This is a genomic window from Azohydromonas australica DSM 1124 (assembly GCF_000430725.1).
Lineage (GTDB): Bacteria > Pseudomonadota > Gammaproteobacteria > Burkholderiales > Burkholderiaceae_C > Azohydromonas > Azohydromonas australica.
Map to the genome: position 1 here is coordinate 1 of NZ_AUMO01000127.1, position 12837 is coordinate 12837.

The following is a 12837-nucleotide window of genomic DNA, read 5'->3' on the forward strand; positions in this document are numbered from 1 at the left end:
GTTGCCACACGATCATGAACTGCGTGGACGTGTGTCCGAAGGGCCTGAATCCTGCTGGCGCGATCAGCAAGATCAAGGAACTGATGGTCCGCCGCACGGTGTAAGCCCGCTCCCTCGTTCCGAGTAAATGCAAGGGCAGGTCGCCACGTCGGGAAGCTCGCCATGGCGTTGCCTGCTGCGGATCACAACACAGCGCAACGAGAACATCGTGGCGGTCGTGCTGGCCAACAGGACGGCACGTATCGTTTGATGCGCCTACTGGCACACCAGCGAGAGTTCTGTCCCGGGTACGGGAGTACAGCATAGTCGCCATTAGGACTCTTTCCAGAGTCACGAGACAACGGAGCTTGCACCGCCAACTCCTCCGACCATCAGCATTGATGGCAAGGCAGGGCAGATTGTGGTTGGCAAAGGCCACGCTAGCCGAGGTACCCAGCGTGCGTGTAAGCAATCGGGCTGCCAACCGGCGAATCTATCAAAGACAGCGAGCAGCTCTCGTAGCCGAAGCCCGAATGTACGGGCGCAGTTTCCCCTTCAAAACAATCAACGACTGAACGCTCGGCAAGCCAGGGTGTCCTTGTACGGCTTCAGGTCACGTTGTGGTTCATGCCCTGCACCGGTCGGAAGGTGCGGTCAAGGTTGCCTCGTAAGCCGAGCACTGCGGCGGGCCCGGCCTGTGCGAATGAAATGCCATGGGGCTCTTGCCTGCGAGGTCGTCAGCCTCCAGCGGACGTCACAGTCAAGAAACTGGTGTGGCCATGACTGGTGGACATGACTTTCCCGCCAAAAAGCAATTTCAAACAATGGCGCGGAATTTCATACTGAAGCCACCCCAATAGCGTCCAGTGCTTCAACGCCAACGCGTCAACCAACGGAGACATTGTCATGACCAGAAATCTTCTGGCTGGAATCGTCGCGCCTGCCTGGCGTGATGCTTCCGCTGAACTGCCTGCCGCCACTCTTGGCTGCCTGCGCGAGGTGCTGCGATGAGTGCGGCCGCCTCCAAAACCGGCGCAACAGTCGACATCGGCCGCGTGCTCGATGATGGTCCCTTCACGGGAATGCAACAACTCGTCGTGCTGCTTGCATCGCTTGCGATCGTGCTTGACGGGTTCGACGGACAACTGATCGGCTACGCAATCCCCGACATCATCAAGGAGTGGGGTATCACGCGCAGTGCGTTTGCACCGACCGTTGCGGCCGGCTTGGTCGGTATGGGTATTGGAAGTGCCTTTGGTGGGTGGTTTGCTGACCGGTTCGGCCGTCGTATGGCCGTGGTGGGCAGTGTGTTTTTGTTCGGTGCTGCCACCTGTGCCATCGGGCTCGCCCCGGATGTTTTGACCATCGCGGTGCTGCGCTTCATCGCCGGACTAGGCATCGGAGGCGCGTTGCCGACGGCGACAACGATCACGGCTGAGTTCACGCCGGCACGTCGCCGCACCTTGGCGGTTACGGCAACGATCGTGTGTGTGCCGCTTGGCGGCATGCTGGCCGGGCTTTTCGCCGGTGTCGTGCTGCCGCTGTATGGATGGCGCGGCCTGTTCTTGATTGGCGGCGCAATACCTATGCTTGCTGGCGTGTTGTTCTTTTTCAAACTCCCTGAATCTCCTCGATTCCTGGCTCGCCACAGCGAACGATGGGTCGAACTCGGTGCACTGCTGTCGCGCATGAAGCGCTCGACCACGGCGCAAACAGTCTTCACCGATTTGACTGAACAGGCCGTTGAAAAGCGAGCCGGCTTCGGCGCGCTCTTCGCGACCGGACGCGTACGCGACACGCTGGCCATCTGGGCTGCCTTCTTCATGTGCCTGCTCACCGTCTACAGCGCATTCAGCTGGCTGCCGACGATGCTGTCGGCCGAAGGCTTGCCGACGCAGGTGGCTGGCGCTGGCTTGACCGCCTGGAACCTGGGCGGCGTTATCGGTGGTCTCGTCTGTGCCATGGTCATCGCGCGTTTCGGGTCACGTTGGCCGATGGCGCTGGCCGCCGCCGGCGCGGCCGCCATGGCCTTCTTGCTCAAGGGCGTCGACGTGGGCCAGAACACGCAGTGGCTGATCTTCGGGCTTGGCGTGGTGGGCATGTTCGTCAATGCCGTGCAGTGCACGCTCTATGCACTGTGTGCCTACATCTACCCGACGAACATCCGGGCCACGGGTACCGCGGGAGGGCTGTCGTTCGGACGACTGGGTGCCATCCTGAGCGCCTTTGTCGGCGCGATGGTGATCACTGCGGGTGGTGCCGCGGCTTACCTGACGCTGCTGGGAGGTTCTATGTGCTTTGTGCTGATCGCGCTGCTGACAGTGAAGCGGCACATCCCTCAGCCGGCATCAATGCGTGTCACGAAACCAGTCGCTGCGGCGCCTGTCGGCGAGTGATCGGGACCGGTACCGACTCATGAACCTGAAATTGGAGGAACCTTCCATGTCCTTGTCGAACGACCACCTCCTTGAAGCATTGGCGCAAAGCCGGCGCACCACCCAGGCTGGCTGCAGCGCAGCGGAATGGGAAATGCGTGTCGAGCTGGCGGCCTGCTACCGGCTCATTGCGCACTTCCGCATGACGGACTGGATCTACAACCACATCTCTGCGGCCATTCCGGGCGAGCCGGACCATTACTTGGTCAATGCCTTTGGCTTGATGTACGAGGAGGTGTCGGCCTCCAATCTTGTCAAGGTCGATATCCAAGGCAGGCTGGTCGATGACGTGCCGTACGACGTCAACCCGGCAGCCTTCGTGATCCATGGCGCGCTCCACCAGGCGCGGCCTGATGCGGTCTGCGTGCTGCATACCCATACCGCTGCGGGTGTCGCGGTCTCGACGCAGGTCGAAGGACTGCTGCCCATCTCGCAGCATGCGCTGCGCTTCCACGACCGCGTGGCCTACCACGCGTTCGAAGGCATCGCGCTCGACCTGGACGAGCAGCGCCGTCTGATCGAAGACGTCGGCGACAAGAAGGTGCTGATCCTGCGCAACCATGGTTTGCTGACCATGGGCACGAGCGTGTCCAACGCTTTCAAGGAGATGTTCTTCCTGGAGCGTGCCTGCCAGATCCAGGTCGCCGCGCTCGCCGGCAACCGGCCGCTGACGCTGCCCTCGGCAGACACCTGCGAGCACACCGCACGGCAATTCGACAATGACGCATCCTTCCTGCAAGGGCGCGACTGGCGTGCCCTGCTACGCCTGCTGGACCGTACCGATCCTTCGTACAAGCAGTGACATACCCGCGGCCTTCGGGCCGCCCTTTCACGTGCGGGGCAAGGACTGGTTGGTGGTCAGCGCGCGCAGTGCTTCAAGCAGCTTGACTGCAGGCCCGGGCAGGATTCCATGGCGGCGGCGGAAGGCCGTCAGGGTGCGCATGCCGCTCGCTCCAGGAATGTGGAGCGCGCCCATCAGCCCGGCCTGGCTCTCGGAGTCGTACATCGGCTCGGGAAACCAGCTCAGGAAACCCGATCGAACCACCAGGCTTTTGAGCATGGTGACGGAACGGGTCTCGACCGTGATTTCAGGCATTCCCAGCCCGTTCGCGGCAAAGACCTGTGCCATGTGCTCGTACGGCGCAGTGCCCTTGGGCGTGGTGGTCCAGCGCAGATCCACCACGTCGGCCAACCGCAGGTCGGGTTCACGTCGCAGGGGGTGGTCCATGGCAGCCACGATGTAGCTGCAGTCTTCCCACTGGCAATCCTTGATTGCAGCGATCTCGTCGGTGTCCGGCACCGCGACCCCGAGCGCCAGATCGATCTCGTGCTTGATCAGGGCTTCTGCCAACCGGTCCCACACGCCCTCGACCATGTGCACGTGCAGGTTCGGCCACATCTGAAGCACGTTGTCGATGGCTTGCGGCAGCGTCAGACCAGCAAGGCTGCCCACGGCCCCTACGCGGATCGTGCCCTTGGCCAGCCCGCGCATGGCATTGATTTCCTCGACCGCAACCTCGGACTCGCGCAGCAGCAACGTGGCATGTGGCAGCAATGCATGGCCAAAATCGGTGAGCTGCATGCCCTTCGAATGTCGCTCAAACAGCGGCGCGCCCACATGGTCTTCCAGCCGCTTGACGGTGCGGCTTAGCGCGGGCTGCGTCACGTTCAACGCCACTGCTGCCCGGCCCAGGCTACCCGCCTCAATGATGGTGACGAAGGCCTGCAGCTGCTGAAGGTCGTAAGGCATGCAAAACGGTAATGCCTTTTCCTCCTAAAAGCAATTTTCCGGCAGGGCGTGGATCTCGATACTGCTGGCATCCGTAGCGCAGCAAGTCTGCGCCGACGACTTCACTGAGGACTTCGCATGACCAGCATGCCCGCCACTCTGCCTACCACCGGCCTGCCTTCGATCACGGTGCGCGATGCCGTTTACGACCTGATGCGCCGCTTTGGCATGACCTCGGTCTTTGCCAATCCCGGATCGACCGAACTGCCCATGTTTCGGGATTTCCCCAGTGACTTCCGCTACGTGCTGGGCCTGCAGGAAGCGGTGGTCGTCGGCATGGCTGACGGTTACGCGCAGGCGACCCGCAACGCGGCCTTCGTCAACTTGCATTCTGCTGCCGGCGTCGGCAACGCCATGGGCAACATCTTCACGGCGCACAAGAACCGTACGCCGATGGTCATCGTTTCCGGTCAACAGGCGCGTTCGATCCTGCCCTTCGATCCCTTCCTGGCCTCGCCGTACGCCACCGAGCTACCCAAGCCGTACGTGAAGTGGAGCGTGCAGCCGGCGCGGGCGCAGGACGTCCCGCAGGCCATCGCCCGTGCCTACTACATCGCAATGATGCCGCCGTGCGGGCCGGTGCTCGTGTCCGTGCCGGTGGACGACTGGGACCAGCCCTGCGAGCTCGTTGCCGAGCGTGTCGTCAGCACGCAACTGCGACCCGAGCCGGCAGTGCTCGAGCGCATCGGTGCCGCACTGGACGCCAGCCGCCGCCCGGCCTTCGTGGTCGGCGGCGCGGCGGATCGCGACGGGGCCTGGGACGACATCATCCGGCTGGCTGAAGTGCACAACGCCCGCGTCTGGACCGCGCCGCTGTCAGGCCGCTGCAGCTTCCCGGAGGACCATCGCCTGTTCGCCGGCTTCCTGCCGGCCATGCGCGAGCGCATCGTCCAACTGCTCGACGGCCATGACGTGATCGTGGCGATCGGCGCACCAGCCTTTGCCTACCACGTCGAGGGCGCAGGGCCCCACGTGCCCGCGGGCGCAACCTTGTGCCAGCTGATCGACGATCCCGAAACCGCCTCGTGGACCCCCGTCGGCATCGCAGCGCTGGGCAGCGTGCGCCTGGCCGTTCAGGACCTGCTCGCGCGCCCTGCACCGGTACAGCGGCTGGCCCCTGCGCCGCGCGCCGCGCGACCGCACATCGAGCCTTCCAGCCGCATGTCGGCCGCCTATGTGTTGCAGACGCTCGCCGAGCTGCGCGACCAGGGCGATATCATCGTCGAGGAAGCGCCCAGCTCGCGCTCGGCAATGCAGGAGCAGCTGCCGATCACGCGCAGCGAGGGCTTCTTCACGATGGACAGCGGCGGTCTGGGCTACGGCATGCCCGCAGCGGTGGGCGTCGCACTCGCCAAGCCGGGTACTCGTGTGATCGGGCTCATTGGCGACGGCTCCAGCATGTATTCGATCCAGGCGCTGTGGAGCGCCGCGCAGCTGAAGCTGCCGATCACCTTCCTCATCCTCAACAACCGCCGCTACGCGGCACTGCAGGAGTTCGCCCCGGTCTTCGGCTTTACGGCCGAAGACCCGGTCCAGGGTACCGATCTGCCCGACCTGGACTTCCTTGCGCTGGCCAAGGGCATGGGCTGCGATGCGCTGCAGGTCGCTGACCCCAAAGGCCTGCGCGATGCGTTGGCTCAGGCATTGCAGTCTGTCGGCCCAAGCGTCATCGACGTGCGCATTGCCTGACAGACGAGCCGTCTGCACACGGCCGCAAAAACCGATAACCCGACATCGGAGACATCCTGATGAAATCCATTTCCATGCTGATCAACGGCGAGCCCACGCTGGCCGGCAACGGTGCCACGTTCGATCGTCGCAACCCGCTCGATGGTCGTGTCGCAACGCGCGCGCCAGCCGCCACGGTGGCCGATGCGCTTGAAGCGGTTGATGCCGCGTCCAGAGCATTTCCGGCCTGGTCCGCGACCGGCCCAGGCGAGCGGCGTGCGTTGCTGCTCAAGGCCGCCCAGGTGCTTGAGGCGAAAGCCGAGGCCTTCGCTGCGGCGATTGCCGCCGAGACCGGCGGCTCTGCCGGCTGGGCTGCCTTCGACGTTCGCCTGGCCGCGGGCCACCTGGTCGAGGCCGCTTCGCTGACGACGCAAATTAGCGGGGAAGTCATTCCGTCGGACGTGCCCGGCAGCCTGGCCCTGGGCATGCGGCAAGCGGCGGGCGTCGTGCTGGGCATCGCGCCGTGGAACGCCGCAGTGATCCTGGGCGTGCGCGCCATTGCTGTGCCGCTGGCCTGCGGCAACACCGTGGTGCTCAAAGGCTGCGAGCTGTGCCCGGCCACGCACGCGTTGATCGTCGAGGCGCTGCAGGAGGCAGGCCTGCCCAAGGGCGTGGTGAACTTCGTCACCCATGCACCGGCCGATGCCGGGGCGGTGGTCGAAGCGATGATCGCGCATCCGGCCGTGCGCCGTGTCAACTTCACCGGCTCGACCCGTGTCGGCAAGATCATCGGTGCCAGCTGCGCCAGGCACCTGAAGCCGGTCGTGCTCGAGCTCGGCGGCAAGGCGCCACTGCTGGTGCTGGCCGATGCCGACCTCGACGCAGCCGTTGACGCCACGGCGTTTGGCGCCTTCGCGAACTCGGGGCAGATATGCATGTCGACCGAGCGCATCATCGTGGACGAATCCATTGCTGATGCCTTCGTCCAGCGCCTGGCTGCCAAGGCGGCCGCGCTGCCGCTGGGTGACCCGCGCGACACCGCCGGCGGTCCGTTCGTGCTGGGCTCGGTGGTCGACATGAGCACGGTCGAGCGCTGCAACGCGCTGATCGACGACGCACTGGCCAAGGGCGCCACCTTGCTGTGCGGCGGCAAGGCCGACAGCACCCTGATGCCGGCCACCTTGCTCGACCACGTCACGCCGGGGATGCACATCTACAGCGAGGAATCGTTCGGCCCGGTCAAGGGCATCGTCCGGGTGAAAGGCGACGAGGAGGCGCTGGCCTGTGCCAACGACAACGCGTTTGGCCTGTCGGCATCCGTGTTCAGCCGCGACATCGCACGGGCAATGTCGCTGGGCTCCCGAATTCAGTCAGGCATTTGCCACATCAACGCACCGACGGTGCACGACGAACCGCAAATGCCTTTTGGGGGTGTCAAGGACAGCGGTATCGGACAATTTGGTGGTAAGGCGGGCATCGCGGAGTTCACCGATCTGCGCTGGGTCACAGTACAAACCATGCCGCGCCGCTATCCGTTCTGAAAGAATTGCGAGCTCGTGCGCCAGCCCCATACCTCGCGGCAGGGCGGGGCATCGGCAACCAACCTGTGGACCGATCGGGTTCCGACCGGTTGGTGGCTGCGTCACGAGGCTGCATGCAACCGGGCCCTGTACTCATTCGAGAGAAGATCATGCTGCTCAACAGCGACGATTTCAGGCGCGAAGCCCAGCGACAACTTCCAAAATTCGTTTTCGACTATGTCGATGGTGCAGCGGAAGATGGTCATTGTCTGCGGCGCAACCGGTCGGACCTTGACGCATTGACACTGACGCCGCGAGTGTTGCGTGACACCACGGCGGTCGATACCTCGGTGGAGATCTTCGGTGCGCGCTGGAAGGTACCGTTCGGCATTGCCCCCATGGGGCTCAACGGACTCATACGGCCCGGTGGCGATGGCATTCTGGCCATGGCGGCGGAGCGGGCAGGTGCAGCGTTTGCATTGTCCACTGCCTCGAACATGCGGCTTGAAGACGTGCGTGCCGCCGCTCAGAATGGAGTGCAGTGGATGCAGCTCTACGTCATGCACCGCGAAATGGCGCAACGCATTGTCCAGCGTGCGCAGCGTGCCGGGTACCAAGCGCTGGTGTTGACCGTGGACGTGCCGGTCAGCGGATATCGAGAGCTCGACGTGCGCAATGGCTTTCGGATGCCGTTCAAGCCAACCGCTCGCCTGGTGTGGGACTTGCTGACGCACCCGCGTTGGGCACTGAGCTCTGCACTTGCCGGGGTGCCCGATTTCGTCAACCTCACGGCTGATGGGGAGGCGGCAGGATCGGCCAGTATGCAAGCAGCCTTGCTGGCCCGAGCAATGGACCGCAGCCTGGTCTGGGAAACCCTGGCTTGGCTGCGCGACCACTGGCATGGACCGCTGCTGCTCAAGGGTGTACTGAGCGCCCAGGACGCTCAGCTCGCGCTCAGGTACGGCGTTGATGGCGTGATCGTCTCAAACCACGGCGGCCGTCAGCTCGATGCCTCTCCCTCAGCCATCTCAGCCTTGCCCGCCGTCGTCAATGCGGTGCAAGGCCGCATGCCGGTGTTCATGGACAGCGGCATTCGCCGTGGCAGCCACGTCGCCAAGGCCCTTGCACTTGGAGCCACGGCCGTGTTCGTCGGTCGGCCCGTGCTGTTTGGGCTGGCCGCGCGCGGTCCGGCGGGTGTGGAAGCAGTGCTGAAAGCGCTGACCGACGAGCTGGTGCGCACGATGACTTTGCTGGGGGCACCTTCCTTGGCCGATCTGCGTCGGATGCAGGGCGAACTCGGCGAAGTGTCGGCGGCGTCCACAGCGCGCGAAACCAGGTCGGCCGTGCCTGCGCCCAGCGAAGTCTCATGACGATGGAGGCCTTCGAGATGCTTTTGTGCACCCGATACTCGTTACGCTTCGGCAGCTCGATTTCCTTGCACCCTTTCACGCAAGTCTTGCGACAGATAACCGGTACCACTCCAGGGCGCGTGCGCTTGGGCTGAGTGACTGCGTGCGACCATCACTCCTGGTCGTGGCGTGAATCCATGGCAGGGTGCTGAAAAGATCGTTGCAAACTCAACTGAATTTGACATAACAACGATTGTGGAGACGACTTCATTGAGCCTTTCGCGCCGCGGAGCCGGTGCTTGACTGCTTGGAGTACCGGGCTCGGCCTCAAGCTGACTGCTGGATGGCAGCCCTTACGGTCCGGCCAGGACAGCATCGCCCCAGGCTGTGCAACAGCGCATCGGATCCAATCCGCTACAACCTCGCATAGCGCCCGACTTCTAATCCGAGCATGCGCACGCTAACCCAGAAAATGCAGCTCGAGCCAGCCACGGTTTGCTCCGTCAAAGACAGACAAGCCCACTGCGCAGCCATCGCGGGCGAGACTACGGTCGCCAACCCGACAACGACGCGGAAGCTATCGTCGAGGCTGCCAGCCGTCCGGCCATGCGTTTCGTGCCCGTCAAGACGGTGGAGCAGCAGGACATCCAGGCACTGCACCGGCAGCGTCAGTTGCTCGTGCATCAATCGACTGCCATCGTGAACCACATCCGGGGAATCCTGAGCGAACGCGGCATCGCCATCGCGCAGTCGCCCGCGGCCCTTCACCGAGCGATCCCGGAAGTGCTTGCCAGCGACAACGTCGAGCTCACGCAGTTCTGCCGCGGCCTGGTGGTGGAGATGCTGGAGCACCTACGCAGCGTCGAGGAGCGCATTGCTGAGGCGGATCAAAAGATCAGAGCATTCATGCGCAGTTCACCGCTGTGCAAGAAGATCAGTGCTATCGACGACGTGGGCGCCGTGACCGCCACCGCCATCGTGGCGGCCGTCGGCGACGCCAGCAAGTTCAAGAACGGCAGGCACTTGGCGGCCTGGCTTGGGCTGGTGCCAAGGCAGCACTCGTCGGGAGATAAGTACCGGATGTCGGGCATCAGCAAGCGTGGCGACAAGTACCTCAGAACGTTGCTGATCCATGGCGCGCGGTCAGTGTTGCGGTATGCCGCCGGGAAGGTAGACGCGCAAAGCAAGTGGCTGCGCGAGCTCGTGGCGCGGCGGGGCTACAACCGTGCGGCGGTCGCACTGGCCAACAAGAACGCCCGGGTAACCCAATCGTTGCTCAGCAGCGACCGGGAGTACGTGCGTCCTGGCGCTGTTTGAGCACGGCGCCGCCACTCCACACCAGCCGCGAACACGGGCAATACCGTCAACCACCTCAAGGAGGATCACACCCAGCGCAGGTTTGCGTCGCTCTACAGACGTGATGACACACCGGTCAGACCAGCACCCCAGGATCCTGATTTTTGTGATGGCTGAGCAATCGAGCCGACAAATTGCTGAGGACGGGATGCGCGGACCTCATCGAGGCTGCGGGCATGCAATCAGCCTTGCCCATCAAGCGAGCCGAATACATGCGTGCAGACCAGTTCCATCACAACGTAGAGCTTGCAAAAGGCGTTGGCTCCATACACGCGCAAAAAGGACAATCGCCCCTGTACCATCTGATCGGCGGCGCTTGATCGCGGCGCCGCGCAGGTCCCGGTCCGCCCTCAGGGCATCGGTTCGAGCGATCGCATCCACGCGGTCAGCGCGTCGCAGACCGCCTGCGGCTGCTCGGGAATCAGCGCATGACCGGCGCGCTCGATCACCTGCACCGTGACACGTGCGCCCAGCGCCTCGCGCAACACGTGCGCATGGCGACGCGGCGCAACCATGTCGTCGGCAGCTTGAAGGTCGAACACCGGCACCGTCCCGCAGTCGAAATACTCGTCGATGGACGTCGTGGCCTGCGCTTCCTTCTGCATGGCTTTGGTCGACGGGTACCAGCCGTCCAGCCACGACGAGGGATCGTTGCCAAACGCGAAGAAGGCGCGCTTCAAATGCGCGATGCGCTCATCCACCGGCAGGCTCAGGTCGCCGCTCGCGTAGATCGACGCGTGGACCTCCGGGTCGTAGGGCGAGCCGCCGCCGGGGAGTCGACCCGCCGACGCCGCGACCAGCGCGACCGCTCGCACCGTGTCCGGGAAGGCGTTGGCCAGCATCCGGGCAACGAAGTTTCCGAAGGCATGGCCGGCCACAGCCGCGGGCCCCCCGACGCGATCGCGAATCACCTCGGCTACGTCGGCCGCCAGGTCACGCATCGACAAGCCGGCCATCGGACCTGTGCTGCCACCAATGCCGCGCGGCTGCGGCCGAATGACCTGAAGCCCTCGGCCAGCCAGCAGCTTCGCCAGTTCGTCGTAGTCTGCTGCACCTCGCCCAAGGGACGGCAGGATCAAGAGGGGCGGGCCATTGCCCTGGACGTAATACTCGATCTGCGCATCGGGCGTGCGCACGCGATATGTCCGGACTTCAGGGTCGAAGCGATTCATTTGCACTCTCCCGTGCTCAGTCTTTGAGGGTGATTCCGGCCTTGCGCGCGACGTCGCGCCAGCGCTGGAAGTCGGCAGCTGCAAATTTGGCGAACGCGTCGCCGTCGAGTGGAGCGACATCGAACCCCTTCTCGGCGATCGCCTTGCGGAATTCAGCGTCCCCCAGCACGGCGGCGATTTCGCTGCGCAGGGCCGCGAGCGCGCCGGCGGGTGTCTTCGCAGGCGCGAGAACGCCCCACCACGCGGCGACGTCGGCACCCGCCAACCCGACTTCAGCCGCCGTGGGCACGTCGGGCAACATCGGACTCCTGCGCGGGCCCAGCACGACGAGTGCGCGAACCTTGCCGCTCGCAAGGTGGGGAGCGATCGTCGTCGGTGTGACCAGCAATGCCTCCACGTGCCCCGCGACCAGATCGTTCACCGCTGGCGACATGCCCTTGTACGGGACGCTCGTCAGCTCGACGTTGGCCGCCGAGGCGAGCAGGATCGTCCCCATGTCACCGAGCGTGCCGGTGCCGGTCGTTGCGACACGCATGTTGCCTGGCTGCTGGTTCGCCAGCTTGACGAAGCCGGCGAAGTCGCGAGCGCTGACTTGACTGTTGACAACCAGCACATAAGGGCTGGTGGCGATGCGCGCCAGATGGGCGAAATCGCGGCCGGGGTCGTAGGGCATCACCGGCCTCACCGCGGGCAGCACCGCTAGCCCGTCGGAGGCGCCGAACAGCAGCGTCGTGCCGTCGGCTGCGGCCTTGGCGACGGAGTCGATCCCGATCATCGAGCCCGCGCCCGCCTTGTTCTCGACGATCCAGGTGCGCCTGGATCGCTTCGCAATCGCATCGGCCAACAGCCGTGCGATCGTGTCGTTGGCCGCACCGGGCGGAAAGGGGACCACCAGGCGAATATGTGGCGACTGGGCACGCACCAACGGTACGGCACCGCCGGCAAGCGCGACGGCGCTCCACTTCAGGACGCTTCTTCGTTTCATTTCTGGATCTCCTCAGGGGGTTTCGGCTCGGATGGTGGCCGCATGGGGGACATGGTTAGGCTGCACCGGCCGCGCCGCAGAGAATGGAGTCGGCACAGCGCTCGTCGATCACCAGGCAGGGTGCATTGGTATTGCCGCTGACGACGGTCGGCATGGTCGACGCGTCGGCCACACGCTGGCACTGCCTGCCATGTACACGGAACTGCGTGTCGACGACTGCTGGCGGGTCGCGACCCATCTTGCAGGTGCCCGAGGGGTGATAGACCGTCTTCGCGTGGCTGCGGGCATGCGCCTCCAGCACGTTGTCGCCCAGCTCCACTACAGGGGACGGCAGCAATTCGGTAAAGCCGAGATCGGCCATCGCCAACGAACGCAGAGCGTGACGCGAGGCCTTCAGGCCGCACACGTTGACCAAGAGCAAGTTTGGTATTCGCACGATCTCGCTCAGGTACGTCACGGTGTTGGACGGACCCTAAGCGATGAAATCAGGCCGACTCCACGGCCTTGACCATCTCCTCGACAACCTTCTTGGCGTCGCCGAAGACCATCATGGTCTTGTCCATGTAGAACAGCTCGTTGTCCAG

Annotated in this window: 10 protein-coding genes and 2 pseudogenes; 7 read left to right on the forward strand and 5 right to left on the reverse strand. The window is 64.3% G+C overall.

Annotated features, from left to right (window positions below):
• From sdhB to H537_RS0118055, 3 genes and pseudogenes are all read left to right on the forward strand, one after another.
• A pseudogene (gene sdhB, locus H537_RS53100) lies at positions 1-104 on the forward strand (succinate dehydrogenase iron-sulfur subunit); the annotation flags it as partial.
• An 882-nt stretch (positions 105-986) separates the two neighbouring features.
• Positions 987-2375, forward strand: coding sequence for an MFS transporter (locus H537_RS0118050; protein WP_043459141.1), 1389 nt, complete (start codon positions 987-989; stop codon positions 2373-2375).
• A 46-nt stretch (positions 2376-2421) separates the two neighbouring features.
• Positions 2422-3216 carry a class II aldolase/adducin family protein gene (locus tag H537_RS0118055; protein WP_238446722.1) on the forward strand — a complete coding sequence of 265 codons (795 nt, stop codon included), beginning with the start codon at positions 2422-2424 and terminating at the stop codon, positions 3214-3216.
• A 27-nt stretch (positions 3217-3243) separates the two neighbouring features.
• Here the strand turns inward: H537_RS0118055 and H537_RS0118060 are convergent, their stop codons facing one another.
• Complete coding sequence (locus H537_RS0118060) at positions 3244-4164, reverse strand: LysR family transcriptional regulator (protein ID WP_028998971.1); 921 nt, start codon at positions 4162-4164, stop codon at positions 3244-3246.
• Positions 4165-4290: 126 nt separating this feature from the next.
• Here H537_RS0118060 and mdlC point away from each other — a divergent pair, with 126 nt between their 5' ends.
• The 4 genes and pseudogenes from mdlC to H537_RS43980 all read left to right on the forward strand — a co-directional run.
• A complete protein-coding gene (gene mdlC, locus H537_RS0118065; protein WP_028998972.1) occupies positions 4291-5892 on the forward strand; it encodes a benzoylformate decarboxylase in 1602 nt (533 codons plus the stop codon).
• A 59-nt stretch (positions 5893-5951) separates the two neighbouring features.
• Positions 5952-7412 carry an aldehyde dehydrogenase gene (locus tag H537_RS0118070; RefSeq protein ID WP_028998973.1) on the forward strand — a complete coding sequence of 487 codons (1461 nt, stop codon included), beginning with the start codon at positions 5952-5954 and terminating at the stop codon, positions 7410-7412.
• Positions 7413-7561: 149 nt separating this feature from the next.
• Complete coding sequence (locus H537_RS43975; protein ID WP_051242924.1) at positions 7562-8761, forward strand: alpha-hydroxy acid oxidase; 1200 nt, start codon at positions 7562-7564, stop codon at positions 8759-8761.
• A 543-nt stretch (positions 8762-9304) separates the two neighbouring features.
• A pseudogene (locus H537_RS43980) lies at positions 9305-10057 on the forward strand (IS110 family RNA-guided transposase); the annotation flags it as partial.
• A 389-nt stretch (positions 10058-10446) separates the two neighbouring features.
• Here the strand turns inward: H537_RS43980 and H537_RS43985 are convergent.
• The 4 genes from H537_RS43985 to H537_RS53105 form a co-directional block, all read right to left on the reverse strand.
• Complete coding sequence (locus H537_RS43985) at positions 10447-11268, reverse strand: alpha/beta fold hydrolase (RefSeq protein WP_051242927.1); 822 nt, start codon at positions 11266-11268, stop codon at positions 10447-10449.
• 16 nt (positions 11269-11284) lie between these two features.
• Positions 11285-12253 (reverse strand): Bug family tripartite tricarboxylate transporter substrate binding protein, encoded by a 969-nt coding sequence (locus H537_RS0118090; RefSeq protein WP_028998974.1) that lies wholly within the window; start codon positions 12251-12253, stop codon positions 11285-11287.
• Between the two features lie 55 nt (positions 12254-12308).
• The gene (locus H537_RS0118095; protein ID WP_028998975.1) at positions 12309-12674 is read right to left on the reverse strand and encodes a GMC oxidoreductase; all 366 of its coding nucleotides are present in this window, start codon (positions 12672-12674) and stop codon (positions 12309-12311) included.
• 64 nt (positions 12675-12738) lie between these two features.
• On the reverse strand, positions 12739-12837 hold a 99-nt coding region (locus tag H537_RS53105), incomplete at its 5' end, for an NAD(P)(+) transhydrogenase (Re/Si-specific) subunit beta (RefSeq protein WP_156901812.1).